The organism is Streptomyces sp. OfavH-34-F (genome assembly GCF_022347745.1).
Classification (GTDB): domain Bacteria; phylum Actinomycetota; class Actinomycetes; order Streptomycetales; family Streptomycetaceae; genus Streptomyces.
This window is the reverse complement of the sequence record NZ_JAKRGC010000018.1, coordinates 22232-47167: the sequence shown is the minus strand read 5'-3', so window position 1 is coordinate 47167 and position 24936 is coordinate 22232. Positions and strand designations below refer to the sequence as shown.

Here is a 24936-nt window from a genome sequence, read left to right as displayed (position 1 = left end):
CCGGCACGGTGGGTGCGGCGGCCGGCGTCCGCAGGGCGTGAAGGCGCCGGGCGACCTCGGCCGCGTCCGCGGGCCGGTGCCGCGGGTCCTTGCGCAGCAGCTCTGCCACCAGCAGGTCGAGCCCGGCGGGTACGTCAGGCCGGCGGGAGCGGACGGGGGCCGGGACCTGATTCAGGTGCTGCGCCAGCACCGGCCACCCGCCGCCCGGGAACGGCGGCTCGCCGGTCAGCAGTTCGTACAGCAGGCACCCCAGCGAGTACAGGTCGCTGCCCGCGCCGATCACCGCGTCGCCGCGGGCCTGCTCCGGAGACATGTACGAGGGGGTGCCGATCACCGCGCCGGTTCCGGTGAGCGGGTGCCCCAGCGCATCAGCGCGCCGCGCGATCCCGAAGTCGCAGACCTTCAGTCGCCCTTCTGCGGTGAGCAGGATGTTCGCGGGCTTGATGTCGCGGTGAACCACCCCGGCACCGTGGGCGGCGTGCAGGCCGCGGCAGATCTGCTCGCCCCACGCCACCACGTCGCCGACCTCCGGAAGGCCACCGGCCAGGACCTCGTCCAGCGAGCGCCCCTCGACCAGCTCCATCACCAGGTAGACGACCCGGCTGCCGTCCACCGGCGCCTCGCCGACGTCGTGAACGGTCACCACGTGCGGATCGCTCAGGGCGGCCGCGGCCCGCGCTTCACTGTCCAGCCGCCGCACCAGGTCCTCGTCCTCGGGGCGGGTCAGCACCTTCACAGCCACCGGGCGGCCGAGCCGCTCGTCGACCGCCCGCCAGACCTGGCCCATCCCGCCGGCGCCCAGGAGGCCGACCAGCCGGTAACGGCCCGCGAGCGTGGTGCCGTGCATGACGTCCTCCTTCCGGCCGGCCCCTGCGGGGGCGGTCCGCTCGACGCGCCGGCACCTCGAGCGGGCCGGCGCTGGAGCGCAGCCTACGAAAACATCCCCGGCACGCCGCTGACCCCGGGACGGAACCGGCACGCGGGGCGGCGACGCCGAAGGGGACCGCTGCCGGGCGGATCGTGCCGGGCAGCGGTCTCCAGCAGCGTCACGGGCGCTTCGCCAGCAGTACGGCGACCTCGCTGTGATGCTGGACGTAGCCGGCCAGCTCCGGACTGAGCAGCCTGGTCACCCACACCAGGTCCCCCATGCGGCGGGTCAGCGGCGCCGCCAGCAGCGGCTCCCAGTGCGCGGCCCGGTTGCGCAGCCCGTGCAGATCACCGATCTTCCGGTCGACTGTCCTGCGGTTGGTCCCCGCCGGGAAGGCCCGGTGGAGGTGCGGCACCCACAACGTCTTCTCGTGAGCCGACGAGGACAGGTACCGCCACAGGCCCAGCGACAGATCCGCGATGATCTTCCCCGGCGGCGCCTGGACGCCGTACCGGCTGCGCGCGGCGTCGATGGCCCGGCGGGGCTTGTCGTTGATGTCGACCTGCCGCGGACCGCGCGGGCCACCGCGCTTGGTGCGCAGCAGCGGGGCCCGCAGCGGGCTCGCCGGGTCGTCGAGCCAGTGGCCGGCCCCGGACCAGGTCGCGTCCAGCGCCGCGGCGTAGGCGTTGCGCAGCGCCACCTCAAAAGCACCGAGGTCGTGCAGCACCGCGCACGACAACTCGCTGTTCCACCGGTAGAGCTCCAGCGCCCGGGCACGGTCACCGCCGGTCTCGTTCAGGTACACCCCGAAGCGGGCCGGGCTCAGCCAGGCCTCCACCCACGGGCCCGCGCCGGGGGCCGGGGAAGCGTGCGTCACGTTGTTCCTCCTTCGGATTCGGGTATAGTTCTCGCTGAGAAGCCCCGGTGGACCGCTGACCCTTGTGGTCATGTCGCCGGGGCTAAGACTTTTTCCGGGCCCGGTGCAGGCCACCGCCCGCCGCCAAGGCACGTACGGTCCCCGCCGAAGCCCGTACACACCATGAGACCCCTCCGGGACGGCCCTCCCGCTACACTGGGATCACGGATTGATCCGCATGTGCGACAGTTAGCGAGATGAATAGGCAACGGTGAGCACAACATACGGATCAAAACGTGGCGATCAAAAGGTGAGAATTCGTTGGTGAACCGCTCGGCCGCTGCTACCGCCAAGGTCCGCGCCCGCCTGGACGCGCTGACCACGCTGCGCACCAGCGGCGCCCTGGCCGCCGTCACCGACGCCGCCGAGGAGCTCGCCTCCTGCGGCCGCGCGCCGGCAGCAGTCCGGATACGCCGCACGTACCTCCGCCACGACGAAATCCGTCACGTCGACCGGGAGCGCAACGGCCTGCCCCGCGCCGAGCAGCCCCCCGCCGCCCGCCTGATCGCGCCGCGCGGTGTCGCCGGCCGGTTCCACCTCCTGCTGCTGTTCGCCGCCCACTGTCAGGCCGCCCCCGGCCACCAGTGGCACAACCGCATCCCCATCGAGCCCGACAGCATCCGGCCGTTCTCCTGGATGGGGCTGCTCGGCGCGCACGCCCGCCACACTCCCGGTGGTCCGCGGGTCGCCAGCGCTCGCGTCAACAAGGCCCGGCAGATCACCGAAGCCATCAAGAAGCTGCACGGGCACCAGCTGCTCGAGCTCCCCAACGCCGGGACCTCGCGGCCCTTCCGCGACTTCCAGCTCCTGTGCGACAGCGGCGCCAGTACCAAGGCCGCACCCATCCCCTACAAGGTGCCCCGCGCCGCGCTGCCCGGCGTCAACATGCCGACCGAGTTCTTCACCCGCGGCTGGGTCAACCTGCTGACCCCCAGCGAGATCGTCTCCTACCTGATGTGGCTCGACATCAACCAGAACCCCGTCCACGACGAGCCGTACGTCACCGGCGCCGAACGCGCCGGCCACTTCGGGCTCAGCCGCGACGCCTACGAGACCCACCGCCAGCTCGAAGCCTTCGGCCTCATCGACGTCGAAGTCGCCGCCGGCCGGTACGACGACGGGAGGTACGCCGACTACGGCACCGAAGCGGGTCGCCCGATCTGCCACCGGGCGACCCTCGCCCCCGACGGCATCACCCGCGACGCGGCCGGAGTGATCGAGCCCGTACTGCGTGCTTTCGCCGCCCACGGAACCTGGGACCGGCCTCTCGCCCTGCGGACGAGCCCCTGACCCGCGAGCTCCACTGGCCGGCTCCGTGATGCCGCCGCGCGGCAGGCCCGACGGACGATGCTCCAGCGGCCCGGACGCGATTTCTCATTCCTGCCGAACGGGACGGCGGTGCAACCCGGTGCGAGTCTGCGGAGCAGCCCGCAGCGCATCGGACTGTGGCGCCGCCCGACCGGGAGCCGACCGACGAGGAGGCCGTCGCCGCTCTGGCCGCCGCAGAGCAGCGCCTCGCCTGCGCGCGCCCGCGTCTACACGGCGGCCCGGACCGAGGTGGAGCTGCTCACCGGTGAGGCGCACCGCCGTGGGCTGCTGCCCCCCAGTCCGCCGTCGAGGGATCGGCGTCGACAGCGCTCTCCGTGGCTCCGGGCGGCGGCTGTGCGAGCGAGCGGAGGACGTCCAGCGCGGCGACGGCGTCTCCCAGCGCCCGGTGATCGGCGCCGAGCCGACGCCAACCGGTGGTGCTCAGCCAGGTGGAGCGCCGCTTCATCAGGCACTGCCACGAGGCGGGCGAGGCCAGGTGCCCGGCGTCGGCCGCCGTCATCCGGGTGTGATGGGCGATCAGCCCGGCATCGAAGGCGGAGTTGTAGGCCAGCGGGATGCGGGAGCCGACTGCGGCGACCAGGTCCGGCGCCACCTGGTCCCAGGTGGGGGAGCCTGCCACCATGGCGTCCGTGATCTTGTGAATGGCGGTCGCGGGCGCGGGGATCGCGATGCCGGGCTGCACGAGGGACTCGAACAGGGTGCGGCCGTCGAAGGCGTCAACCGCGGCGACTTCCACCACCCGCGTGTCGCCGCGCAGCCCGGTCGACTCGCAGTCGATTACGCACGCGACGCCTGGCTGCGTCATCGCCTGGGCCCAGTGCATGGTCTCCCCGACCGGGCCCAGCAGGACCAGGCGGCGCGCATCGACGGCACGGGCGAGCCGCACCGGGAGTACTGCCACGACCTCCTCGCGGTCGGGGCCACCCTGCGGCAGCGGCGCCCAGTCCACCGTCCAACAGTCAGCGGTGCGGCTGTAGCGAGCCCAGGCCGAGACGCCGACTTCTCGCAGCTGCTCCACCAGCGCCCGCACGAGTTCAGCCCGGGCCTGGAGCGGGCCCGCCAGTTCCGCCCACGGTGACGGGTGACGGGGCGGTGCGGTCGCGGCGCGGTGCCAGTCCAGCGGTTGTGCGGCGGCGCTGTCCAGGGATGCGAGGGTGAACTGCACGGTGCCCTTGGCGTTGCGCCCGGCCGGGACGAGCACCCCGGCTTCCACCAGGTAGTCCAACTCCCGGCGACGGACACCGAGCCGACGGGCGCTCTGTTCGGGCCCCAGCGTCCGGGAAGCCCGAACCGTCGGTGCCGTCCGGGCGGCGAAGGCCTCCACCGCGGTACGCTCCCACCGCCCCAGCCGCCCCGGGCGCAGCCCGGCGTCCCCGGCGGCGGCCGTGAACTCCGACACGGTTAGCTCGCACCGCTTCGCGGCTTCCTGGGCGGTCCAGGAGTTCGCCGTCCACACCGTTCGCTCGTGCACCACCGCCCACAGCCGGCCCACCAGCTCCGGGCCCGGTTCCCGGCAGACCGCCGCGTCGTAGAGCGGGTGGTCGCAGACCTCCCCGGCGTGGCCGAGAAGTCCCTCGTCCGCCAGTCGGGCAACGTCGTCCGGCAGCACAGGCGTGCCGCTGCCGAGGGCGGCGGTGAGGCATGCGGCGGCATGGCGGGCGGGCAGGCCCATCCGCGGCACCCGTAGCGTCCTCGTCTCACCGTGCACGGCACTTCCCCCTTTCCGGTCCTGATCAGCATGCCAAGCTCCACTGACAACACCGGGCGGAGCGGGGCGGTCAGCCGGAGCTCGGCCCGGCCTTCAACCGCGATCGGTTGCCGACGCGGCATCGTCGCGACGAACACCCCGAGGGCGCCGGGCGCGATCAGGACGACCAGCTCGGTCGAGGCGGTGCCGCGCGGCCGGATCAGCCACGCCGCGATCAAGGCGACGGCGGCGCTGGGCGAGGGCGCTGTCCCGCCCCAACCGCGCACATGGCGCCCGCGCCCGCAACCGTACCGTGGACGCATGAGCACAATCCGGCCAGAGGGCCTACCAGCGGGGATGCCGCAGGTGTGGGTCACCATGCCCGACGGCCAGGAACACCGCGGCACTCTCTACGAGCGCCGCCAGACCGCGACGGGCTGGGTCTACTGGATCGGCATCGTGCTCTGGCGGTCCCTGGACCCCGACCGCCCCGAGCCCGGCGAGTACTGCGCGTGGATGCCGGCGGACAAGCTCGCCCCCCTGCCCGGCACCGACTACAGCGCCGTACCCACCACCTACCTCACGCCGCTGGACGTCCCGGCCCCGTCCCCCCGCCCCGTGCGCATCGAACCCGCCACCGAATGGCGCGTCGTCGAGGACCGGCACGCTTACGGCTCGGACATCCGCCGCACCAGCGTCCACCGGGCCGACTGCTGGGCGGCCGAGGGCGGACAGGTGCTCGACACCGAGGCCGCCGCCCGCGACGCCATGCGCCGACCCCAGGCACGGGGATGCATCCTGTGCGGCACTGACCAGTCACTCAGCTAGCCGTTCTCGGGCGGCCGCGAGCGTCCCGCGCCACAGGTCCGGCAACCTCTTGCTGAGTGTCGCTTCGCTTCGCTGGGGATTCTCACGAGACGTTGGCCGGTCTCACCACCTGCTGAGAAGGGGCCGCTCAGGGCCTGATTGTCCGGCGCAGTCGAACCCTGCATGCGCTGGGGCTGGCGACCTGCGGGGTGCAGCGTGCGCCTGCGCGGTCGACGTCGTCTTGATCAAGTCAAGCCTGCATGTCCGACGGCTGTGCCGATCGGGCAGCGACTTCCGACAAGCATCGGGCGTGGGAGAGGCTGGGAGTCAGTCGAAGGGCGCGTCGCCACTGCCGTTGATCCTCAGTACTCCCTCGCTCAGATCCCCGTCCGCGATGCTGAAGGAGCTCACGCGGACGATACTCAACTGCGGGTCTTCTGCCTGTTGGACCGCGAAGACGTCACCCTCCACCTTGATAGTGCCGCCCCAGATCGTGAGGCCTTGAGAAGAGCTGAGACCGCCGAAGGATCGAGATCGGACATGCTCCGTTCGACGCCACAGCGTGGCGCGGCACGGGTACTCGGCACCGTCCGCCAGGACTGTGGCTTCGCCACGGAAGTTGTCCACGGCCTCAGTTTGCGCTCTCGGCTTGACCCAAGCAGAAGACCCAGCCGAACCGTCGCCCGCATGGTCTAACGGCCTCCGGCACCAGCTCGTCACAAAATCCACTCGGCGTCCCGCAACCTCGTATGCAAAGTGGAGCTGGAATCCGCAAGGTTCACCTGCACAGGACACTGATCTCGCGGCCGCCCGAACGAGGGCGCGCTCAGGTGCTGAAGTGAGAGTGCCACGAGCACGCTGTCCTCGCCCGGCAACCTGCCACGGGCCTGCTGGATCGGGGCCGGGCCGCGCTCACCTCGTGAGCATCCGGGCCACCCCCAGGATCGTGTCGAGCTGATATCCGACGACCTGTGACAGGGAGATCGGCTCGGGCTGCAGAGCGTGCTCCGCCGCGCGGAGCCAGGCGCTGAACTGCTTCTCTACGAGGTCGCGCTCTCGGAGCAGCACCGGGTGCTGCGGGTCGGCGGCGAGCTGGGCGTCGAGGTGGCTCAACAGCATCCCGGAGGCGCGGAGCGGGACCAGAAGGTTCAGGTCCTGGTCGGCGCTTTGGTCGGGTTGTTCGCGGGAGACGCGGGCCATGAACCGCAGGATCTTCACCACGTCCTGCACTGCCGGAAGGTACGGAGTAGCGCACGTGGAAGCTGCTGCGATGCGGTCGAGCACGCCGGTGCAGAGCTCCCCGGCGGCTTCTTGAAGCCGGGCACCGTCCTCCGCGGAGAGGGTGATGGGCGTCGTACGCCACATCGGAACCTCGGGGACGACACCCAGCGCCCCGTTACGGCGGGCGGCGTAGGCCACACTGCTCACCCCGGCCGGCCGCCACTCCGCGTCACTGCCGAGGTCACCGGCGAGGGGAGGCGCGGGCGTGGACAGGACGAACACGCCGTCTCCGGGGCTCTCCAGGCCGATGCAGTCGCTCGGGATGGCTTCGAGCGGCAGCCCGTTGCGGGCTGCGGCCTGCGCGAGAATGCTGACGAGCTCGGCCTCACCGCGGGTGACCATGTAGAAGCTGCCGCCCGAGTCCGACGAGTGCAGGCTCAGGACGGCGTCCGCTTCGGCGGTGTCGATGACCTTCATGAGGGCCCGGGTCTCGGGGAGCTGGGCGGCGGTTCCGTCGTCGAAAGGGAACGTCCAGTCCGGCTGGGCCGGGGCCTCAGGTCGGTAGAAGCCGCGGTGATACGCCTCCATCGTCGGGGGCCAGGTCCCGGTGAGCCACTTCTCGTTCAACCGCAGACCGTCCGGGTCGCTCGACGGCACCAGGTACCAGGTGGCCCGCTTGCGCTCGGCGGGGTGAGCGAACAGGTACTTGGCGAGCGTGATGATTGTCTGCCCGCCGATCGGCTCGTTGGGATGGCTGCCCGCGGCAACGACCATCTTGAGCGGGCCGTCGCCGATGACGAGGAGCGGCAGGTCCTCGCCTCCGCGCGACGTGCCCACCGAGGACACCTGGCACAGATCCGGGTAGCTGGTGGCGAACGACCGTACGCGCTCGTGAAGTTCGAGCCATGTCGGCGGGCGCGATGGCGTAGTGGGCACGGTCTGCGCGCTCGTGGCGCTGTCCGACGTGGTGTCCGGGAACGAACTCATGCTGAAGGGGCCTCCGGGGGAGTCGGTGGTGGACGCAGGTTGATCTGTGCAGTCTCGACGGGCTACGGCCGAAGGCGCGAGGGGATTGCAGAAACTTGCGCACGATTCTGTTTGGAGAGCACGAAGCTGCTGGAGTTTGCGGGGGATCGGGCGAGTCGGTCGTGCCGGTGATACCCCTGGGCGTGCATGACCCGACCCGGTGGTCACCGTGCTCGGGCAGCGCAAGCCCGTGGGCAGTCGCTGCTGCTGCCGATGGGAATACGGATCGGGATACCGGTCCTGGGGCGGGGTCTCCAGCCTCTCCTACCCCAGCCCCGCCCAGTTCGCCGGGAAGAAGGACGCCCCCGATCGGGATATGCCGGCAGCCTGTAGCGACGCTGTGAGTGAGAGGAGCAGTCGTGTATTGGCTGTCTGGTCATAACTCAGGTCGACGGCCCATCGTGGCATGCCGTTCAGGCGCTGAAGGACCTCGAGACGGGCCTGGGGCGTTCCCGCATTGTCGCCGTCGGTGAAGCCGAAGAGGTCGGGGTATCGCTCCTCGCCCGAGGTCACGAAGACGCTGCTGGTGACTTCTGCGCTGTGCTCGTCGTTCACGCGGGTCGGGGCACTGGGGGAGGACGCGATGCGGGGGAGGAGAACGCCGGCTGCGGTGCCGGTGGTGGCGAGGGGCAGCCCGAACCAGCGGGTGAGCTGCTCGGGCCAGATGTGTGCCTTCAGCTCCCGGCCGGAGGCGGACGTCAAGGTGCCGGTGCGGCCGGTGATGAGAGCGTCGGTGACGCGCTGGTCCTGGGTGGGGTGAGGTGGCTCGCCGGCCTGTAAGTGGGCGCAGGCGGAGTCGGTGAGGTGGAGCGCGTGGAGTAGTCCGAGGCCTACTGCGGCTGCGGCGGGCCATGGCAGGAGGTCGAGGCTGCCGGAGGTGTTGGGACGGGCGAAGCAGCAGTCGTTGGCGAGTAGTCCGGCGCCGGTGGAGGCCAGGGTGAGCGCGGTCGTCGTCTTGCCTGCGCCGGAGTCGCCGAGGGTGAGCAGGGTGCGTCCGCCGGGAAGTACCGCGGCGGAGGCGTGAAGCAGGACCCACCCTGCCTTGATGAGTCGGGCTCGCATCATCTCGCGGGCGAAGCGCGTTGTCGCGGTCGCCAGCCGTGTCGGCCGGCCCGGGTGAGCGGTCGGCTGGAGGGCTTGTCGGCTGCTGATCTGCAGGTGCTGTGCGTCGGGGGTGAACCGGAAGGCGATGACGGGGTCGGTCAGGGTGTGCGCGGTGACGGTGTTGTCGGGGTGGCGCGTGTAGCCGATGGGTTCTCGGGCGAAGACAGTGTGGCGGCTATGGGCCACGGTGGCGGGGGCCCGGTGGTCACCGTCGATGACGGTGACCACCGGGCCGCGGCCGGCGATGGTGTCACGGGTCGGCGAGGCGTTCCAGTAGCGGCCGAAGTAGGTGGTCGCCCAGTCGGTGACGCCGGGTGTGTTGGAGCGGATGACGACGGTCTGCTGGCCGGCGGTCAGGGAGAGGGTGTGCATCACGGCGGGGCCTTCCGGTCGGCCCGGCAGGCGGCCGGGGGCGGGCAGGGGCGGCTATGCGCTGGGCCTGGACGCGTTCGAGACCGTGAGATCGTGCGGTGCCCTCTCGCGCAGGATCTCGGCAAGCCGCGCGATGCGGCGCAGCGGTACGAGGTCGGGTGCGGGTGGCGGCGTGTCGGCGAACAGGAGCGTGACTGCGTCGCGTACCGAGGTCTGGAGCGGTGAGTCGGCGAGGACCTCGTCGTGCAGGACGGTTCCGTCGCGCACCGCGGTGATCCGGTGGTGGTTGCGTTCGAGCTGCCAGCCGCCCGGGGCGGTGACGGGTTCGAGGTGGAGGGTGAAGCGGGTACGGCCGGCGTGGACGGTGACGTGGCGGTAGCGGTCGTCGGCCGCACGCAAACCCTGGCGCCAGGGCGGGCGGGGGGCGGGGGCGATGTCCTCGGCCTGGCCTGGGCCGAGGATCGAAGAGGTCAGTTCCAGCCGCAGCCCGCTCTGGGGTCCGGGGTGGGGCAGGTCGGTGCGCTCGGTCAGGGCGGCGACGAACAGGCGCGGGTCGTAGACCGCCTCGGTCTCGGTGGTGGCCGGGTCGGAGGCCAGGTAGTGCTCCCATGCCGGTGCGGGCAGGATGCCACGGGTGACGGCGAGCATGTGGAGCCATTCGTAGCCCAGAACGCCGTAGTCGCGGTCGATGAAACGGCCGGAGGCACTGTCGGGTCGCCGGTCCTTGGTGAAGAGGACCGAGACCTTGTCGAGGGGGGCGCCGGGTTCGAGCGCGTGGATGAGCTCGGTGAACGCGGGCAGTGTGGTGGAGTACCGGTACTGGTCGTTGACGACGATCCGGGCTGCGGGGTGGTCGGCCAGCAGGCGCGTGAAGGCGTCGATCTCGTGCCCGCGGCAGGCCGGCTTTTCCATCAGGACGCGGGCGGCCGGGTTGTGGGCGAGCACCGCACGCAGAACGGGCAGGTGCTCGGCGGTGGGACAGCAGATCGACCACAGGTCGATGTCCGCGGCCACTGCCTTGGGCAGGTCGCTGACCTGGTGGGGGAAACTGCGCAGCGAGGCGGGCAGGTCCTGGTGCTTGGGGTCGATGACGGCCGGGGTGGCACCGAGGGTGGTGAGGATGTCGGTGTGCAGGCGTCCGGCGACGCCGTATCCCACGATCGCTGCCCGCCGAAGGACAGCCTGAGCGCCCCCGCCCGTCGGGCCGGCGGGCTTCGCGGCCGGCTGCCCGGTGGCGCCCGGGGCCGCGTACAGGTCGTAGTAGGCGTCCCACAGTCCGGCGCCGGTGATGGCGGCGTCGGCCGGGGCGGTGTGGAGCCCGGCCGGTACGCGGCCGGGGTCGGCGCACAGGGCGGTGGCGGCGATGAGGGTGCCGGCGCGGTAGGCGTCGTATCCCTGGCTGGGGATGGAGTCGGCTTCGAAGAGGTTCATGGAGCGGCCGTTGCCGAGCACGGTGGCCGTCCGGCCGCCGGGGAGGGTGAAGCGCAGGCCCACGCCGGGGATTTCGGTGGCGGCCTGGCGGTGGGGGCCTTCGGTCAGGGCGGAGAAGTCACGGGTGGCGAACGGGGCGAGGAGCACGCCGTCGGGCAGGGCGGCCAGGTCGGTGTCGGTCAGGGCGAGTTCGCCGGTGGTGCCGATGACGAGGAAGGGGTGGGAGGCGGCCAGGGCCTGGCCGGCGGTGCGGTAGGTGGTGAAGCCGTTCTCGGCGGCGTCGATGAGGGCGATCAGGTCGGTGTCGACGACGTCGACACGGCAGCCCAGGTCGCGTAACTGGGCGGCGAGGCGGGAGCCGAGGGTGCCGTGGCCCAGGAGCAGGATCTGACGGCCGATGATCTTGCGGTCGGGCAGCAGTGCGCGCAGCCTGCGCAGGCAGGAGTCGGCGATCTCGCGGTAGCCCAGGCGGGACTTGACCTGGGAGCGGGCCAGGTTCAGCACGGGGATCGCGAGCTGGCCGGCGGCGATGCGCTTGATGCCGCTGACGGTCAGCTCCAGCGCGGCGTCCACGGTGCGGGGCGCGCCGAGGGCGCCGTAGCCGCAGGCCAGCAGTCCGCCGTCGTCGACGACCAGGACCCGCCGGCCGGCCGCGTGCGCGGCGTCGAGGAAGGTGTCGATGTCGGCGCCGACCCGTGCGAGCTGGTCCTGGTGGGCTTCGGGGTCGTTGATGGCCGTGTTGTCCAGGACGTCGCTGCGATAGCCGCGTGCCAGGAAGGTGGCGTGGACCCGGTCCCGGTTCCAGGTCCGGTCGCCCTTGTCCAGGGTGAAGATCCACTCGGCGGGGATACCGGCGCGCTCCATCGCGAGGACGAAGCCGGTGCTGTGCTCCAGGTAGTGATCACGGAAGAGCAGCGCCCAGTCCTCGAACGCCGGGTTCGGGCGGCTGTAGTGCTCCAGCAGCGGCATGGCGGCCCGGATGCCGTCCAGTTCGCTGCGGGTGTAGGGCAGCACGCGGGCGGCGATCGCGTCGTGGAGCTCGGCGGCGAGCTGGCTCCCGCCGGGGTGCGGGTCGATCAGGATGTCCACGGCGGCCGGCGGCGGAACCTGGAAGCCCAGGGTGCGTGGCGCCTGCGGCGGCACACGCCTGAAGCGCACGGTGACCAGGGTGCGCGAGGTCTCCGGGGCGGTGAGCCGGAGCGTGCCGGCATCCTGGTGTTCGCAGTCCAGCTGGTGGCGCGCGGCCAGCACCCTCGCGGTGGCGGTGACCGCCTCGCCGCTGATCGGTCCGCGCAGGACCGTCCACTGGTCCCCGGATATGGCCGTCGTGGTCATCCCATTTCCTCTCTTCGTCGTCCGCCCGGCGGGGCGGACACGGTCAACGGTGGTGCGCCGCCTGTGTCAGGGCGCTCTCGACGTCGCCGAGGTGATCCAGCAGGCGTTTGGCCGCGGCGTGCCGCAGGAGCCAGAACTGGTCCAGGTCCTCCTGGATCAGGCCGGGCTTGAGGTAGTGCTGCTTGACGCCGTAGAGGCTGGTCAGCAGCTGGAGCAGCGCCACCCGGGCGCAGGCGGTCACGTCGTCGGCCGGCAGGTTCGGGTTGGTCTGAAGGTAGGCGCGGACCAGGTTCACCCCGGCGGTGATCCAGTCCTGGTCCAGGACGACCGTGCGCGGGTCGAATGCGATCCGGCCCAGCTCGTAAGAGGCAAGGAACGGGTCGGGGGGCAGGAAGTCCAGGACGGCGGTGAGGTCGTCGCCCTGGAAGAGCAGGTTGACGGCGGAGTAGTCACCGTGCAGGACCTGGGTGGTCAGCGGCGGAAGGTCGGCCAGGAGCTCGGGGATCCGGGGCAGCACCGCGCGCCGCTCGGCCAGGGTCCGCAGCGCCTGCTCGTCGAACGCGTCACGCTGGGCCCGCTCGCCCGCGATGTCCAGCAGCTTGCCGGTGGTGGCGTCGAGCTTGTCGAGGTCCGGGTTCATCCACTTCTTCAGACGGGCCGACGGGCCGGATCCGGCCGGGTGGTCGGCGAACGCGGTGTGGATGCGGCCCAGGGCATGTCCGGCGGCGTGCTGCTGGGCGGGGTTCAGACCGTCCTCGACGACCACGCCAGGAACCCACTCCCACACCGAGACGGCGATCCCGTCTCGCCGTACGACGGTGTCGCCGTCGGCAGAGGGCCGCACGGTGGCGACCGGCACCTGGTGCAGGCCGGCCAGCTGCGTCTGGTCGACTGCGGCCTGCTCGGCGGCCAGGTCGGTGTCGCTGCCCTGGTAGTGCTTGACGAAGAGCACCTGGTCGCCGGTGCGGGCGCGGTAGTTGACGGTGACCTGGCCGACCGGCAGCCGCTCCAGCTCGATGCCGGGCAGGCCGTAGGCGCTGGCCAGGACCGCGGTGAGTTCGGGCTGCGCTTGCGGGTCCAACACGACCCCTCCTGTGACTTGTTGTGATCGGGTGGACACTCTATGGCCTGCACGGGGGTGGCCCGACGCGCTGCGGCCACTCGCGGCAGGCCTCCCGGAAGCGGCTCAAGCACGCCTGGGGCGTGCGGGGTTGGCCGGTCCACTCCACGGCGACCTCCATGTGCTGGCCGTCGGCGATCCGCCCGCGGGCCCGCGCGGCGACCAGGTTGCGGCCCGCGGCGTCCAGGCCGGTGCCGTCGTCCGACAGGTGCAGCACCCGGGTGAAGTGGAGGACCCGTTCCAGCGCGTCGTCCGCATCGCCGTTCGCCGACGGCCGGGCGGCGGCGAGCTGGGTGGTGTCGGCGAGCAGCCGCAGCTGCGGCCACCGCCCCAGCATCTCCTCCAGGGCGTCCAGCGCTTCGGGGGCGAGCCAGCCGGGGTGGTGGAGCTCGACCAGCAGCGGAAGCCGGGCGCGGGGCAGCCGGGAGCCGAGCATCGCCTTCAGCAGCGGGCCCTTCGGCACAGTGCGGCCCAGGAGCCTTACCCATCCCGCGCCGAGCGCGCCGGCCGCGGCCGCCAGGCGCTCCAGCTCGGCGCGGGCCCCCGCCCGCTCGGGTACGGCGAGGGCGAACAGGTCGGTCAGGTCCAGGTCGGCCGTCACCCCGGTGACCGGCACCCACCGCTGCGCCGCCCCCCGCCAGTGTGCGAGCACGTCAGAGCTCTGCCGGGCCAGGTCGAAGCCGCGCGGACCGCCCCGCAGATGCACGAAGGGAACTCCCTGCCCGGCAGCCCACTCCAGCAGCTGAGGCACGTCCATGCCTCGCACGCCGATGCTGTACAGCCCCACCCCGCCGCGCGCGGTCACGGCGTCCTCCAGTCGAGCAGCAGGACCGGCTCGGCCGGCCGGCCGGGCGCATCGAGCAGCGCGAAGACCTCCGGCGCGAGCGCCCCGGGCACCGTACGGCACCACACGTGCGCGAGGTCGGGATCGAGGTTCCCGGCGAGCCAGAGCGCCACCGTCGTGAAGGCGTCCTGGTACGCGTCGTCTGCCGCCGGGGCCAGCTCGTGCATGCCCACCACCGTCCGGCCGCCCCGGTGCACCTGAAGCGCTGGGAGAACGTCGCCGGGCCCGGGGGTGCCGAGCAGTCCAAGGACGCCTCCGGGCGCGGTCAGTCCCGCCGCGCGCGCCGGAGTGCCGGCCGCGTCGATGACCAGATGCCCGCGCCCAGCGCCGTCTGGCGGCGTGCACCGTACCCCGGGGGCGCGGCCGATCGGGGCGCGCCTGCGTGAGGTCACCACCGTGATCCGGGTGGCGCCGCGGCGGCACAGCTCCAGCACGCAGCCCACCGCGACCGGGCCGGACCCGACGACCACCGCGTCATCCAGGTCCTCGGCGGGCGCCCGGTCAAGGCCCAGGCTCGCCATCTGCTGGAACCGTGCCAGCGCCACCAGGCGCGGCTCCATCCCCGGTGGGGCCGTCACCGCCCCGGGGCAGGCCGGGTCGAAGGCTGCGCCGTGCGGCACCGGGGCCACGACCCAGCCCGCGGTGTCGTCGGTCCGGCCGAGGGTCATGTAGCCGGCCTCGCGGTCCGCACCGGCAAGGTGCCGGCGCTCGGTTCCGGGGCTGATCACGCTGAACTGACCCGCTACCAGGCCCGCCCCGGGCGCAGCTGCGGGCAGGAGGCGTGCTCGTCCGTTGCCGATCCGCACCCGGGCTCCGGCGTACCGGCGCGGCGCGGACTTCTCCCTCAACATCAGTTGACCTCCGTGGTCTGTGCTGGTGCGCCGGTGCGGGCCAGGCCCTCGATCCGGTCGGCGATCCTCTCCGGGGCGCCCCACACCGCGTGCAGCCGGATCACACCGGCCAGTTCCCGCACCCGCTCCAGGCGGTGCGAAGCGGCCGCGGCGTCTTCCCACTGACGCAGCACGACGGCACGGTCGTCGAGCAGCCGCTCCAGCAGGTGACCGCTCGACCGCCACCACACGGTCGCCGCCGTGTGCGCGTCGAGCACCTCGACCACCCCCGCACCGGCAGCCGGATCCCCGTCCACGTCCACCACTGCCGCAACCGAGACCCCTCCAGCGTCCAGGCCGAGCGGCAGCGGCTCCAGCAGACCCGGCAGCAGGCTCAAGTCCTCCCGGCCGGGGCCGCCTGCCGCCAGTTCGAGGTCGGGGAACCAGCGGCGCGTCGGTCCGCGCCGGGCGAGGAACGCGGCCGTGCCGCCCAGCACCCGGGGCTGCCCGCCGGGCGAGGAACACTCCACCAGCGCCACGTCAGCGGCCAGCACCCGCCAGCCCCGGCGCACCAGGGCCAGCGCGGCAAGCGTCTTACCCGCGCCGTGCCCGCCGAGCAGCACCGCGACCCGGCCGTCGCCCGCATGCTGGACTGCGACGGCATGTACGCACAGCGTGCCGCGGGAGAGGTGCAGCAGATGCAGATGGGCGTTCAGTACCCGGCGCGCGTCCCCATCCGCTACTCCGGCCGGCAGTCGAACCGTCTGCGGACCGGCGCCGGCCCGCAGACCGTCCGGCAGCACGCCGGGCAGATGCGGCGCGATCCGCTCCCACCGCCGCTCCAGCGTCACATCGGCGCCCACCACCAGGCTCCGACCCGCGCTCACGACCTCGTAGACGCCACGGCCGATCGTGTTCACCGGCGTCGCCCCAGCCCAGAGACGACACCCTCCAGGGCCTGCCAGACGGGCGCCTGCGGCAACTGCTCCACGGCCACGCGCAGGACCGCAGCGGGCGCCCCCGCCAACAGAGCCGCGGGCGGCGCTGTCCCGGCGGCCTGGTCCGCCAGCCGCGGCCCGCCCATCAGCCCCAGCGGATCACTCACGTACAGCAGCTGCTGCGGCACGTCCGCCGCCCCGGCCACTGCCCGATCCAGCGTCTGTGCGTCCGCGGTCTGCGCCCGGACACCCGCCTCGACCGCTCCACTGCCGTCCACGATCACCACGGCACCCAGGGGAACGGGCGGCGAGTACTCGACGCCGAGCGCCGCACGGTGCTGCGCCGGGGTGAACAGCACCCGTTCACGCACCAGACCGGCCACGACCCGGCGCTCGCACCGACCCTCGGCATCACCGGCGAGTTGCGCGGGGACCGCAACGCGGGTCGGCCACCCGACCACCGTCCCGTCCGGGCCGATCAGCACCAGGTCGTCCGCGAGGAAATGCGCTCCCAGGTTCCGCACCGCCCGGTGAGCGAGCGTCGACTTGCCGCCGTGCCGGCCCGCCAGGAACACCAGCGCCCTGCCGTCGACCGCGACCGCCGAGGCATGCAGCATCCGCCACCCCGATCCCAGCAGACGGGACGCGAAGAACACCCTCGCCAGGTAGTCCGCCCACCGCAGCCCGACCTCGTCGCCCGGCGACACCAGCAACCGCGTCACCCGCTGCCGCGCGTCGACCTCCATCACCACCGGCAGCGCGCCCCGGCGGTAGACCGCCACCAGACGCATCACACCGCCGTCCATGCCCACCACGGCCAGGCGGCGACCTCCGTAGGGAAGTTCGAGCAGCAGTCGGCCCTCGAACAGATCACCCTCATCACGGACTTCCGCGCGGTGCTCTTCCACCCTCAGTGCCCACTGCACCACCGCGGTCGGCTCGGCAACGGAACAGGCTGGGACGAGCATGCCCATGACGGACTCGATTACCTCGGCGTTCGGCGTCAGGACGCGTAAGGAGATGCCGTCCAGCTGAAGAGCACCGTGGCCATCCCGCCCAGTGGCCCCTGCCGCGCGATCGCCGCGCACAACGTCAGCAACCATCAGCCCTGACCTCCCCGCCGGAACACCGTCGCGGACCATCCGCGCGGCCGTGCCACCGAGCCGATTACAGGCCAACGAGCCCTGTTCGCACCAGCGTTCGCATGTCACCCCCCTGTCATCCCGCCAAGGGCAAAACGGCACGGCGGACCAGGCATAGATGCTTCGATGAGGCGGTGGACGAACTCATCCGGCACCCTCTGGCGTACGCGCGGTGGCTACACGGCTGGTCCCAGACCGAGCTCGCCCGGCGCGTGAAGGAAGCAGCGCGCCGCCGCGACCGCCGGGCAGGCACCAGCCGCCAACGCGTTTCCCTGTGGGAGACGAGCGTCACACCGGACGAGTTCTCCCAAGACCTTCTGGCAGACGTCTTCGGCGTCCCCCATGACCGCGTGATCGCCCTGGGCTGGCCACACTGGCTGCCTGGCCAGGAAACGCCCGCTCCCCTCGGCTCCGGGCTCACCACCACCGTCCTGAGAAAGGCCGCGCAGATGGCCGTCGACCGTCGCACCTTCCTCACCTACACACCGGCCGCCCTCAGCGCACTCGCACTCCAGTGGGCCACGATCGACCCAGCCCTCGCCGCCGGCGCCACCAACGGGCGACCGGTGGATCCCGCGTTCGTCGACTGGCTGGAGAAGACCGCCCGCGATCTCAACAGCCTGCCGACCGCACACCGCCAGCACACCGGCGCCCTGCTGGACGGGCACCTGACGACCGTCATCGATCTCCTCGAACACGGCAGCTACAGCAGCAACCTGGAGACCCGGCTGCACACACTCGCCGCCGGCCTCAGCCAGACCATCGGCTGGCACCGCTTCGACCACGAACACCACGCCGCGGCCAACCGGCACTGGCACGCCGCCGTCCACGCCGCCCACCAGGCCGGCGCCACCGATATGGGAGCCGGCGCACTTTCGGACATCGCCTACCAGAACATCTGGCTCGGCCAGCCCCGAGCCGCCGCCGAGGGCCTCGAGCACGCTCTCTCCCGCACCACCAACCCGACCGCCCGGTCCCTGCTGTTCCTGCGCAAAGCACGAGCCCACGCCATGCTTCAGGAGTCCAGGGCCTGCTACCGAGACCTCGCCCAGGCCGAAAAGTTCCTGAACTCGGCAACCGATGCGGCGCCGCGCTGGTGCGCCTGGATGAGTCACGCCGACCTGGCGGTGGACACCGGCAGGTGCCTGATCGACTTGAGGCAGCCCCAGCGCGCCCACGAGCAGATCAGTCAAGGACTCGCCCTTCTGCCCTCGGCACGGGACAAAACCAAGGCGGTGTTCCTCGCGTACGAGGCGGAAAGCCTGCTTGCCCAGGGAGACGTCACCCAGGCCGCCGAGCTTGCCCGCGACTCTCTGAGCCTCGCCCAGCAGATCGGCGCATCCCGCTGCGTTCAGCAGATCCGCACCCTGTCCGCCACCTTTGACCCGCTGAGTTCCGACCACAGTGTCGAACGCCTGCTGCATGACGTTGCCCTGGCGTACTGAGCCCAGCACAGTGGCCGATCTGGGCGGTCGACTGTTGCCTGCGCCTGGCACGTGAAGGGCGCCCGCTCACAAGGCAGTGAGGGTGTCGCTGTCTACCTCCTCGCCGACCACGTGGACACCGCCACGGCAACGGAGACCATCGCTTCCGGACCGGCATCCCTGGCTGCCGTCACCACCGCCCTGCGCAGGTGAAGCAGCCCGTTCCCCCAGGTCGAGCGAAGTCCGCTCGATACCCTGGGCCTCATGTCGATGTATGCGGGGGTGCCTCCGGAGAAAGAAGGCCAGTTCGAAGCCTTCATGGCGGCCTACGCCAACACCCGGACCGTCCTGGACGCCGTGAGGGTGTGGACCGCGGAAATGCCGCTGCGCGAGGACCTCGGTCCACGAGAAATCGTCGCTCCGTCCCGCCGATGGCTACGGGAGCGGACCCACCTCACGGACGGGATGGTCAACGGAGCGATCTTCGCTCTGTTCGCGTCCGAAGCGATCAAGCAGCACCCTTCCGAGCGCGAGGTGTGGTGCTTGGCAGACCCCGAGGTTATCGACATCGCGAAAGCCAACGACCAGTTGCTCACCGTCTTGGACATCGTTACGCAGGCCGGCCTGCACACCGCTGGCCCACCGGAGCCTGATGTGGTGACGGTCCAGAAACTGAAGCGGCGAGGCCGGTGCTGGCCGCGATGGCGCCGTTCCCGGCCTGACCGTAAACCGTAAAGGCACGGAGAAATCGACCACCGTGACCAAGTCACTCGCCGCCGGGCTCATCGGACTCATTGGCTCCGGCAGACAGCCATGGCCACGCTCCTTGCCGCACATGGCATGGCGCGCCTCTCCGCCGATGAAGAAGCGCACCGCTGGCACGGCCGCTATGGGATCGACTACCGGGGGCCGGCCCCAGGTTCTCCGGGCCGGAACCCGGCGGTTTCGCGATCTCGTCCCGAGCGGCCGCCCAGCACTGCCAACCTGGGGCGATGAAATCCGGCGAAGCAGTCCTGGCCCGCCTTTGGCCCGTCGTCCTTCAGGCCGAGCGTGTCACGCTGCGCCCGGTCACCCCTCAGGACGCTCCGGCTGTCCGGGCCGTGCTGAGCGACCCCGAAGTCCGGGCCTTCCTGGGCGGCCCGGTGAGCGAGGCCGGCATCGAGGCCCGGCAGCGCGACTACCCGACCACCCCCGGCATGTGGGCGGTCGCCCCCGCTGCTGGCGGCGAAGTGATCGGCCTGGTCAGCATCACCGCGGACAGCCGCTTCGCGGGGAGGGCCGAGATCTCGTACCAGCTGCTCTCCTCAGCCTGGGGCCAAGGGCTGGGCCGCGAGGCTGTCGGAGCGGTCGTTGACTGGTGGGCCGCCGAGGTGCCGAACGGCGGGCCGCTCATCGTCGTCACCCAGGAGCGCAACACCGCCTCGCGGCGCCTGCTGGAGGCGGTGGGCATGACTGTGCTCGACACCCTCCTCGAGTACGGCGAACAGCAGTGCCTCTACACCCCGGGCAGCGAGGAGACCGCCCTGCGGTGGGCCCGCCTGCTCCAGGCGCGCACCGACGAAGTGGAACGCCGGCGCGGAGCCGAAGAGCGGGCGACCGCAGCTGGCCGCGCACTGCCGGAAAACCTCTCCGCCCTCACCCCAGAGCAGATGCAAGAGCTGTGCCCGGCACGGCACGGCGCCTACGGTCGTATCTGCGCGCGGGAGATCGGCCACGCCGCAGATCTACACCTCGGAAGGTCCGCGGACGGGGCCTGGATCGCATGGCTGGCCACCGCCGCGCCGGCCCCGGTCCCGTGACACCGGGCGGACGCCGGCCGCAGCGGCAGCGGCCTCCGCCCGGACTGCGCGGCCGGACCGCCCGTAGGGTGACGTCGTCAGCCTCCCTCCGTTCCCGAAAGGGCCCTGCCGTGCGACGCGTTCAGCCCGAAGGCGACTTCGTCAGCCTGGCCGACTACCTCGCGGACCCGGCGAACCACCGACCCCGCTCCGGCGGGGACGCCGCCGCGGCCTCCCGTACGAGGGACGGTGCCGACCAGGCCGCCGGCACGAGCGACGATGAGGCGCCATCGGTCTTCGACGACGTCACCGGAGCCGTGCGGGTTATGAGCAGCCGCTGCGGCACGTGCATCGGCCGGGCCGGGAACGCCGCAGGGCTCACCGACCGGCGGCGCGAGGCACTGCTGGGCCGCCGCAACGACGGCACCTACGGCGAGGGCCATACGGTGTGCCACTCCACCCTGCCGGGCAATGCGTACGACCTGCCCCCGTCGGTGTGCGCCTGGATCGCCGAGCACCCGAAGGCCGCGCCCCGCTCGCACGCCATACGCATGGCCGCCAGCTTCGGCATCCAGTACGTGGACCCGTCCGCCGACGGGCCGCCGAAAGATCCAGCGCCGCGTACCGCCGGATAGGGTCTTCAGAGACCGGGCGAAGACGGGAGGATCAGGTGGCGGACCGGCAGTCGTTCAAGTTGCAGCAGGCCCGGGACAAGAACGGCCTGGTGATCTCGGCGCGGCAGATCGGTCAGGTGCCCGAGCCGTTCACCCGCCCGCTGCGCTGCCCGTACTGCGAGCACGAGGTCATCGCCCAGCCCGAACAGCCCCGCATCTCCAAGAAGGGCAAGCCCTTCACCCGCGGCGCGCACTTCGCCCTGGCCAAGGAGAAGGAGAAGGGCCGCGCCGCCGAGCACCTGGCCCCGTGCCCGCTGCGCACCGACCACACCGTGCACGCCATCGCCCGCGCGTCGCAGGGCCTGGCCGAACTGCGGTCCGGCGGGCTCCAGTTGCGCCTTGTGCTCGCCCCCACCTCCGACACCAAGGCCCCGCTTCTGCCGCCGGCCGGATCGCCGCTCCTCGCGCCACCCGCCGACCCGGTCAACCTCAAAATCCACTCCGTCGACCCGGCGCTCCCGCCGGCCGTCACGAGCGCCGCCCGCATCGCCCAGCTCCTGGCCCTGTACGGCGACGATCCGGAGAACGTCGAGCGCTTCACCGTCAAGCATCCCGGGCTGCGCACCCCGGTGCCCTGGACCGACTTCTGCTTCGGGCCCGAGCCCGGCCATCTGGCTCGCCTCTACCAGCAGGTGGCCTCCGGCACGGTCCGCCACCCCGTCGCCGTCCTCGGCCAGGTCACCCAGATCAGAACCACCGACACCACCACCTCCTGCCGGATCGCGACGAACATCCCCACCGGCCTGCCCACCCCCCTCGCCCACGCCGAGGTCTACCTACGCGTCGGCTCCGACCACCGTCCGCTCCTGGAACCCCTCGCCGAAGGCGCCCGCGTGCTGGCCCTCGCCGCCCCGGACGTCGCGTTCAAGCTGTGGAAGCCGGACAGGGAGGGGCTCGGTCACCAGGTGGTGCTGTGGCCCAGGGCTCACTGGCAGATCGCCCACTGGAACGTCGACGGCGCCGGGATCCCTACCGCGCCCCGCTCGCCCAGCCCATTGAGCGAACCGGTGGGCCCGCGGACCCGCCGGCGCCCGTCGTCGGCCCGGCCTGCGGCTCCGGCCCACCCCCCTACCTCCTCGCACCGCCCCACGCCCGCACCGCCCACGACCGCGCCGCCCCTGCCCGCTGCGGCTCCGGGACCGCCCCAGCCGGCTGCCCCGGCTCCGGAAGTCATCCCCGCTTCGGAAGCCGCTCCTGCTCCGCCGGCGGTGCCGCCTCCGCCGGTGACGCCGCTTCCGCCCGCACCAGTGGAGCCCCCGGTCGTCCCGCCTGCTGCTCCTCCACAGCCTGTCGCTCCGCCGGCGGAGCGACGCAATCGGCGGCCGGGCTTTCTCGCGCGCTGGCGCCGACGCTGACCGGCCCGGCGGAGCGCGACTTCTCCCGTTCCGCCCCCGCGCGGCAGGCCCGCAGGAGACGATGTGATCATGACGAACAGTGACACGGGTATCCCCAGGCCGCTGCTCCGCCGCGATGACGCGTTAGCCGCTCTCGAGGAGGCAGCTCGATGGTGGGGCTGCGACGTTCCGGAAGATCCCGGAGCGGGCGAGCTTGCCGAGCTCGTGCAGGAGTTGGTCGGCCGTCTGCGCGCCGACCAGCTCGACGAGCGGTCTCTCAGCGCCGCCAGGGAAATGGCCAAGGTTGCCGCAGCACTGGGGGCGGTGTCCCGGCTCGGCGGCCTGCTGCCCGCCGTCTCTCTGTGGCACCTGCGCGCAGCCGTGGAGAAAGAGCAGCAGGCGCGCGGACGGTTCGCACGGACGGCGATTCCTCAGCCGGACGGGATTGCGCGGTCCGTCGCCCCGGTGTCCTGACTCCCGACGGCACGGGGCCGACGGGAGCGCTCACTGCTCTGGTCAGTTCCCGTCGTTGACGCCGGTAGGCAGGGCCTGCCGGTGATCGTCGCTCCAGGAGCTGGCTTGTGCACGACCGGTCACTGACCTTGCTCCTGTATGGTCCGCGGGTGTTGAGTCGAAATGCCTGGTCGGTCCACTTCACGTGGCGGGATTTGCCGCAGCCGCGTGAAGGGGCTTGGTACCTGCAGCTTCGCCCCGAGGAGTGCGAACTCTGGCTCGATGACCAGGGCATTCCTGACGGGACGCCGTACCTGCTGTCGCCCCGGTTCGTCTGCGACGTCAACTTGAACTCGTACCTCCATCGGGGGGGACTACCTTGAGGGGCCGCTGAACAGTCAACGGAACCGGGCGATGGCCTTGGCCGGGTACTTCAAGGTCACCTCGCACGTCTTCCAGTTCGCATGACCGACATGCTCAAGATCTGCTGCCAGACCAACACCCGCCCCAGCGTCCTGGCGCTGGCCCGGCAGCTCGGCCTCAGCAACACCACGTTCCGCCGACGCTTCCCCGACATCGCTCAGGAACTCGGCACCCTCCGCTCGGCCGCAGCCAGCACCACCGACGGGCCCAGCGAACCCGACAGGCTCATCGCCCGAAACGCGAAGCTCCGCCGACGCAACCATGGGCTGGCCGATGAGCTGGCCCTCGCCATAGCCCAGATCCAGCACCTTGCCCTCCGCATCGAAGGGCTTGAGGAAGTCGTGAAGTCGGCATCGAACGTCACGAGCATTAACATCCGACCATCTCGTCGTTGAACCCGGGACGAAAAGATCTTGTGCTTGGTCGCAGCCGCCGTCAGAGTCAGAGCGTGAAGCCAGGATGCCCACGAGCAGCGGAAAAAGCGTTACCTGATCGGAGAAGTGCGTGAGTCATAGATGGCACCTGTTCCTGGAGGACCTAAAGATACTTGAAGGAATGTGGGAGGCGCCGACCAGGCTCATGACTGTCTTCCAAGAAGAGGACAAATACATGCACCGAGGTTGGGTCGCGATGATTGACAGGGAGAATGCTGATCTGTTCGAACCTTTTGAGATTGATGACCCTGAGGAGTTTCGCAACTACCCCGACGCTGACTCCGATTCTTCTGAATACGACTCCGTTGATGTAGACCAGCGTTTCGGTTACAAGACGACTGTTGGGACGGCTGCCGCCCGGCTGGAGTTGATGGGTTTTACTGCAGAGCGATGCCGCCGGGAGATGGCGAACTTCTTCCGGGGTCTGAGGCAATGGCCGGTCTATGAGCACGCAGTTGGACCTGGCTCGGACCTGGCGCAAAAAGTCACCGACGAAGAAATTGCTGAGATCGGTCTCCAGGGATACCTGAAGCGCGGCCCGGCGTGGATGGAGGAGAACCTAACTAGGTTGGAGCAGTTCTGCCTACGCAAGCTCGAGATCTTCTTCGACGGCGACCTCGATCATCGCTTGCTCATCGCCGGGCTTCTGGATCGTCAGGACCCGCAGGCGATCCTCCGTCTCGATCTCAGCGACCTACTGTCGGGTGGTGCGTTCAAGAGTACTGATCAGGTCTCAACGCAGGCCCTTGAGGACCTCCGGGAGGAGACAGCCAGCACCGGCCCCATCATCGTGCTCACGGAAGGGAAATTTGATTCCCGTGTTCTTCCGCGGGCGCTGAAACTGGTCAGGCCAGACATCGCTGGATACTTCAAGTTCCTGGACTTTGACACTACAAGGGCGCCGGGCGGAACCGACAAAGTCGTCGCAAACCTCAAGAGCTTCGCTGCGGCCGGAGTAATGAACCGGGTGATCGGACTCCTCGACAACGACACCGCTGGCCGGGAGGCGATCAAGCAGATCGCGAGCATCACGCTCCCGAATCATTACAGTGCATGTCTACTTCCTGATCTTGAATACACGAAGTCCTATCCCACTTTCGGGCCGTCAGGAGAGATCAATGACAACATCAACGGCCGGGCATGCTCCCTCGAGTTCTACTTCGGCCTGAACAGTCTGCGAGACCCGAAGGGTGTCTCTGTCCCAGTTCAGTGGAAGGCATATAAAGATTCGGTCCAGGATTACCAAGGGGAACTTGCCAACAAGCAGTACGTCCAAACCAGGATCGACGCTCTCCTGACTGCGGCCGAGGCCGGCGATCCGCTCGACGAGTCTTGGGAACCGATACGACTGATCGCTCAGACCCTGATTGATGGGGCTCGGACACGCTGAGCGGGACTGAGCAACGATCAGTCACTGCCGCCACCCCCGGCTGTCTCCGCAGCAGG

Annotated in this window: 22 protein-coding genes; 10 read left to right on the top strand and 12 right to left on the bottom strand. The window is 71.0% G+C overall.

The window, feature by feature from the left end:
- Together MHW47_RS06035 and MHW47_RS06030 are read right to left on the bottom strand one after the other, a co-directional pair.
- The coding region (locus MHW47_RS06035) for a serine/threonine-protein kinase (protein WP_239221581.1) at window positions 1-847 on the bottom strand (847 nt) is incomplete at its 3' end.
- 199 nt (window positions 848-1046) lie between these two features.
- Window positions 1047-1745 (bottom strand): hypothetical protein, encoded by a 699-nt coding sequence (locus MHW47_RS06030; protein ID WP_239221580.1) that lies wholly within the window; start codon window positions 1743-1745, stop codon window positions 1047-1049.
- Between the two features lie 303 nt (window positions 1746-2048).
- Between MHW47_RS06030 and MHW47_RS06025 the strand changes: the two genes are divergently transcribed.
- Window positions 2049-3074 (top strand): hypothetical protein, encoded by a 1026-nt coding sequence (locus MHW47_RS06025; RefSeq protein ID WP_239221579.1) that lies wholly within the window; start codon window positions 2049-2051, stop codon window positions 3072-3074.
- Between the two features lie 277 nt (window positions 3075-3351).
- On the opposite strand, the gene MHW47_RS06020 is transcribed toward MHW47_RS06025, so the two are convergent.
- Window positions 3352-4785, bottom strand: coding sequence for a 3'-5' exonuclease (locus MHW47_RS06020; protein WP_239221582.1), 1434 nt, complete (start codon window positions 4783-4785; stop codon window positions 3352-3354).
- A gap of 336 nt (window positions 4786-5121) precedes the next feature.
- Between MHW47_RS06020 and MHW47_RS06015 the strand changes: the two genes are divergently transcribed.
- Complete coding sequence (locus MHW47_RS06015) at window positions 5122-5628, top strand: DUF6233 domain-containing protein (RefSeq protein WP_239221578.1); 507 nt, start codon at window positions 5122-5124, stop codon at window positions 5626-5628.
- 306 nt (window positions 5629-5934) lie between these two features.
- On the opposite strand, the gene MHW47_RS06010 is transcribed toward MHW47_RS06015, so the two are convergent.
- The 9 genes from MHW47_RS06010 to MHW47_RS05970 all read right to left on the bottom strand — a co-directional run bounded on the left by MHW47_RS06010 (window position 5935) and on the right by MHW47_RS05970 (window position 16931).
- Window positions 5935-6234, bottom strand: coding sequence for a hypothetical protein (locus MHW47_RS06010; protein WP_239221577.1), 300 nt, complete (start codon window positions 6232-6234; stop codon window positions 5935-5937).
- Window positions 6235-6519: 285 nt separating this feature from the next.
- Complete coding sequence (locus MHW47_RS06005; RefSeq protein WP_239221576.1) at window positions 6520-7815, bottom strand: M14 family zinc carboxypeptidase; 1296 nt, start codon at window positions 7813-7815, stop codon at window positions 6520-6522.
- A 303-nt stretch (window positions 7816-8118) separates the two neighbouring features.
- The gene (locus MHW47_RS06000; protein WP_239221575.1) at window positions 8119-9330 is read right to left on the bottom strand and encodes a hypothetical protein; all 1212 of its coding nucleotides are present in this window, start codon (window positions 9328-9330) and stop codon (window positions 8119-8121) included.
- 54 nt (window positions 9331-9384) lie between these two features.
- The gene (locus tag MHW47_RS05995) at window positions 9385-12096 is read right to left on the bottom strand and encodes a Gfo/Idh/MocA family oxidoreductase (RefSeq protein WP_239221574.1); all 2712 of its coding nucleotides are present in this window, start codon (window positions 12094-12096) and stop codon (window positions 9385-9387) included.
- A gap of 43 nt (window positions 12097-12139) precedes the next feature.
- Window positions 12140-13180, bottom strand: coding sequence for a phosphotransferase (locus MHW47_RS05990; RefSeq protein ID WP_239221573.1), 1041 nt, complete (start codon window positions 13178-13180; stop codon window positions 12140-12142).
- Between the two features lie 37 nt (window positions 13181-13217).
- Window positions 13218-14021 carry an AP endonuclease gene (locus MHW47_RS05985; protein WP_239221572.1) on the bottom strand — a complete coding sequence of 268 codons (804 nt, stop codon included), beginning with the start codon at window positions 14019-14021 and terminating at the stop codon, window positions 13218-13220.
- Window positions 14018-14911: a hypothetical protein gene (locus MHW47_RS05980; protein ID WP_239221571.1), complete on the bottom strand. Its 894-nt coding sequence runs from the start codon at window positions 14909-14911 to the stop codon at window positions 14018-14020. The genes MHW47_RS05985 and MHW47_RS05980 overlap by 4 nt, the downstream gene beginning before the upstream one ends.
- On the bottom strand, window positions 14911-15810 hold the full coding sequence (locus tag MHW47_RS05975; protein ID WP_239221570.1) for a hypothetical protein: 900 nt from the start codon (window positions 15808-15810) through the stop codon (window positions 14911-14913). The genes MHW47_RS05980 and MHW47_RS05975 overlap by 1 nt, the downstream gene beginning before the upstream one ends.
- Window positions 15807-16931, bottom strand: coding sequence for a hypothetical protein (locus tag MHW47_RS05970; RefSeq protein WP_239221569.1), 1125 nt, complete (start codon window positions 16929-16931; stop codon window positions 15807-15809). The genes MHW47_RS05975 and MHW47_RS05970 overlap by 4 nt, the downstream gene beginning before the upstream one ends.
- A gap of 173 nt (window positions 16932-17104) precedes the next feature.
- Between MHW47_RS05970 and MHW47_RS05965 the strand changes: the two genes are divergently transcribed.
- From MHW47_RS05965 to MHW47_RS05930, 8 genes are all read left to right on the top strand, one after another.
- Window positions 17105-18415: a helix-turn-helix transcriptional regulator gene (locus tag MHW47_RS05965; protein WP_239221568.1), complete on the top strand. Its 1311-nt coding sequence runs from the start codon at window positions 17105-17107 to the stop codon at window positions 18413-18415.
- A 243-nt stretch (window positions 18416-18658) separates the two neighbouring features.
- Window positions 18659-19129 carry a hypothetical protein gene (locus MHW47_RS05960; RefSeq protein WP_239221567.1) on the top strand — a complete coding sequence of 157 codons (471 nt, stop codon included), beginning with the start codon at window positions 18659-18661 and terminating at the stop codon, window positions 19127-19129.
- A 257-nt stretch (window positions 19130-19386) separates the two neighbouring features.
- Window positions 19387-20193: a GNAT family N-acetyltransferase gene (locus tag MHW47_RS05955; protein WP_239221566.1), complete on the top strand. Its 807-nt coding sequence runs from the start codon at window positions 19387-19389 to the stop codon at window positions 20191-20193.
- 110 nt (window positions 20194-20303) lie between these two features.
- Window positions 20304-20807 carry a hypothetical protein gene (locus MHW47_RS05950; protein ID WP_239221565.1) on the top strand — a complete coding sequence of 168 codons (504 nt, stop codon included), beginning with the start codon at window positions 20304-20306 and terminating at the stop codon, window positions 20805-20807.
- A gap of 35 nt (window positions 20808-20842) precedes the next feature.
- Window positions 20843-22201, top strand: coding sequence for a hypothetical protein (locus MHW47_RS05945; protein ID WP_239221583.1), 1359 nt, complete (start codon window positions 20843-20845; stop codon window positions 22199-22201).
- A 69-nt stretch (window positions 22202-22270) separates the two neighbouring features.
- The gene (locus MHW47_RS05940; protein WP_239221564.1) at window positions 22271-22654 is read left to right on the top strand and encodes a hypothetical protein; all 384 of its coding nucleotides are present in this window, start codon (window positions 22271-22273) and stop codon (window positions 22652-22654) included.
- Window positions 22655-23097: 443 nt separating this feature from the next.
- Entirely contained in the window at window positions 23098-23451 is a 354-nt protein-coding gene (locus tag MHW47_RS05935) for a hypothetical protein (RefSeq protein ID WP_239221563.1), read from the top strand.
- 109 nt (window positions 23452-23560) lie between these two features.
- Window positions 23561-24880 (top strand): hypothetical protein, encoded by a 1320-nt coding sequence (locus MHW47_RS05930; RefSeq protein ID WP_239221562.1) that lies wholly within the window; start codon window positions 23561-23563, stop codon window positions 24878-24880.
- Window positions 24881-24936: the final 56 nt, after the last annotated feature.

Excerpts from the sequence above, each read along its gene's own strand:
- MHW47_RS06020 (WP_239221582.1), bottom strand. The coding sequence starts at position 4,785 with ATGGGCCTGCCCGCCCGCCATGCCGCCGCATGCCTCACCGCCGCCCTC.
- MHW47_RS06015 (WP_239221578.1), top strand. The coding sequence starts at position 5,122 with ATGAGCACAATCCGGCCAGAGGGCCTACCAGCGGGGATGCCGCAGGTG.
- MHW47_RS06005 (WP_239221576.1), bottom strand. The coding sequence starts at position 7,815 with ATGAGTTCGTTCCCGGACACCACGTCGGACAGCGCCACGAGCGCGCAG.
- MHW47_RS06000 (WP_239221575.1), bottom strand. The coding sequence starts at position 9,330 with ATGCACACCCTCTCCCTGACCGCCGGCCAGCAGACCGTCGTCATCCGC.
- MHW47_RS05995 (WP_239221574.1), bottom strand. The coding sequence starts at position 12,096 with ATGACCACGACGGCCATATCCGGGGACCAGTGGACGGTCCTGCGCGGA.
- MHW47_RS05980 (WP_239221571.1), bottom strand. The coding sequence starts at position 14,911 with ATGTTGAGGGAGAAGTCCGCGCCGCGCCGGTACGCCGGAGCCCGGGTG.
- MHW47_RS05970 (WP_239221569.1), bottom strand. The coding sequence starts at position 16,931 with ATGGTTGCTGACGTTGTGCGCGGCGATCGCGCGGCAGGGGCCACTGGG.
- MHW47_RS05960 (WP_239221567.1), top strand. The coding sequence starts at position 18,659 with ATGTCGATGTATGCGGGGGTGCCTCCGGAGAAAGAAGGCCAGTTCGAA.
- MHW47_RS05955 (WP_239221566.1), top strand. The coding sequence starts at position 19,387 with ATGAAATCCGGCGAAGCAGTCCTGGCCCGCCTTTGGCCCGTCGTCCTT.
- MHW47_RS05940 (WP_239221564.1), top strand. The coding sequence starts at position 22,271 with ATGACGAACAGTGACACGGGTATCCCCAGGCCGCTGCTCCGCCGCGAT.
- MHW47_RS05935 (WP_239221563.1), top strand. The coding sequence starts at position 23,098 with ATGACCGACATGCTCAAGATCTGCTGCCAGACCAACACCCGCCCCAGC.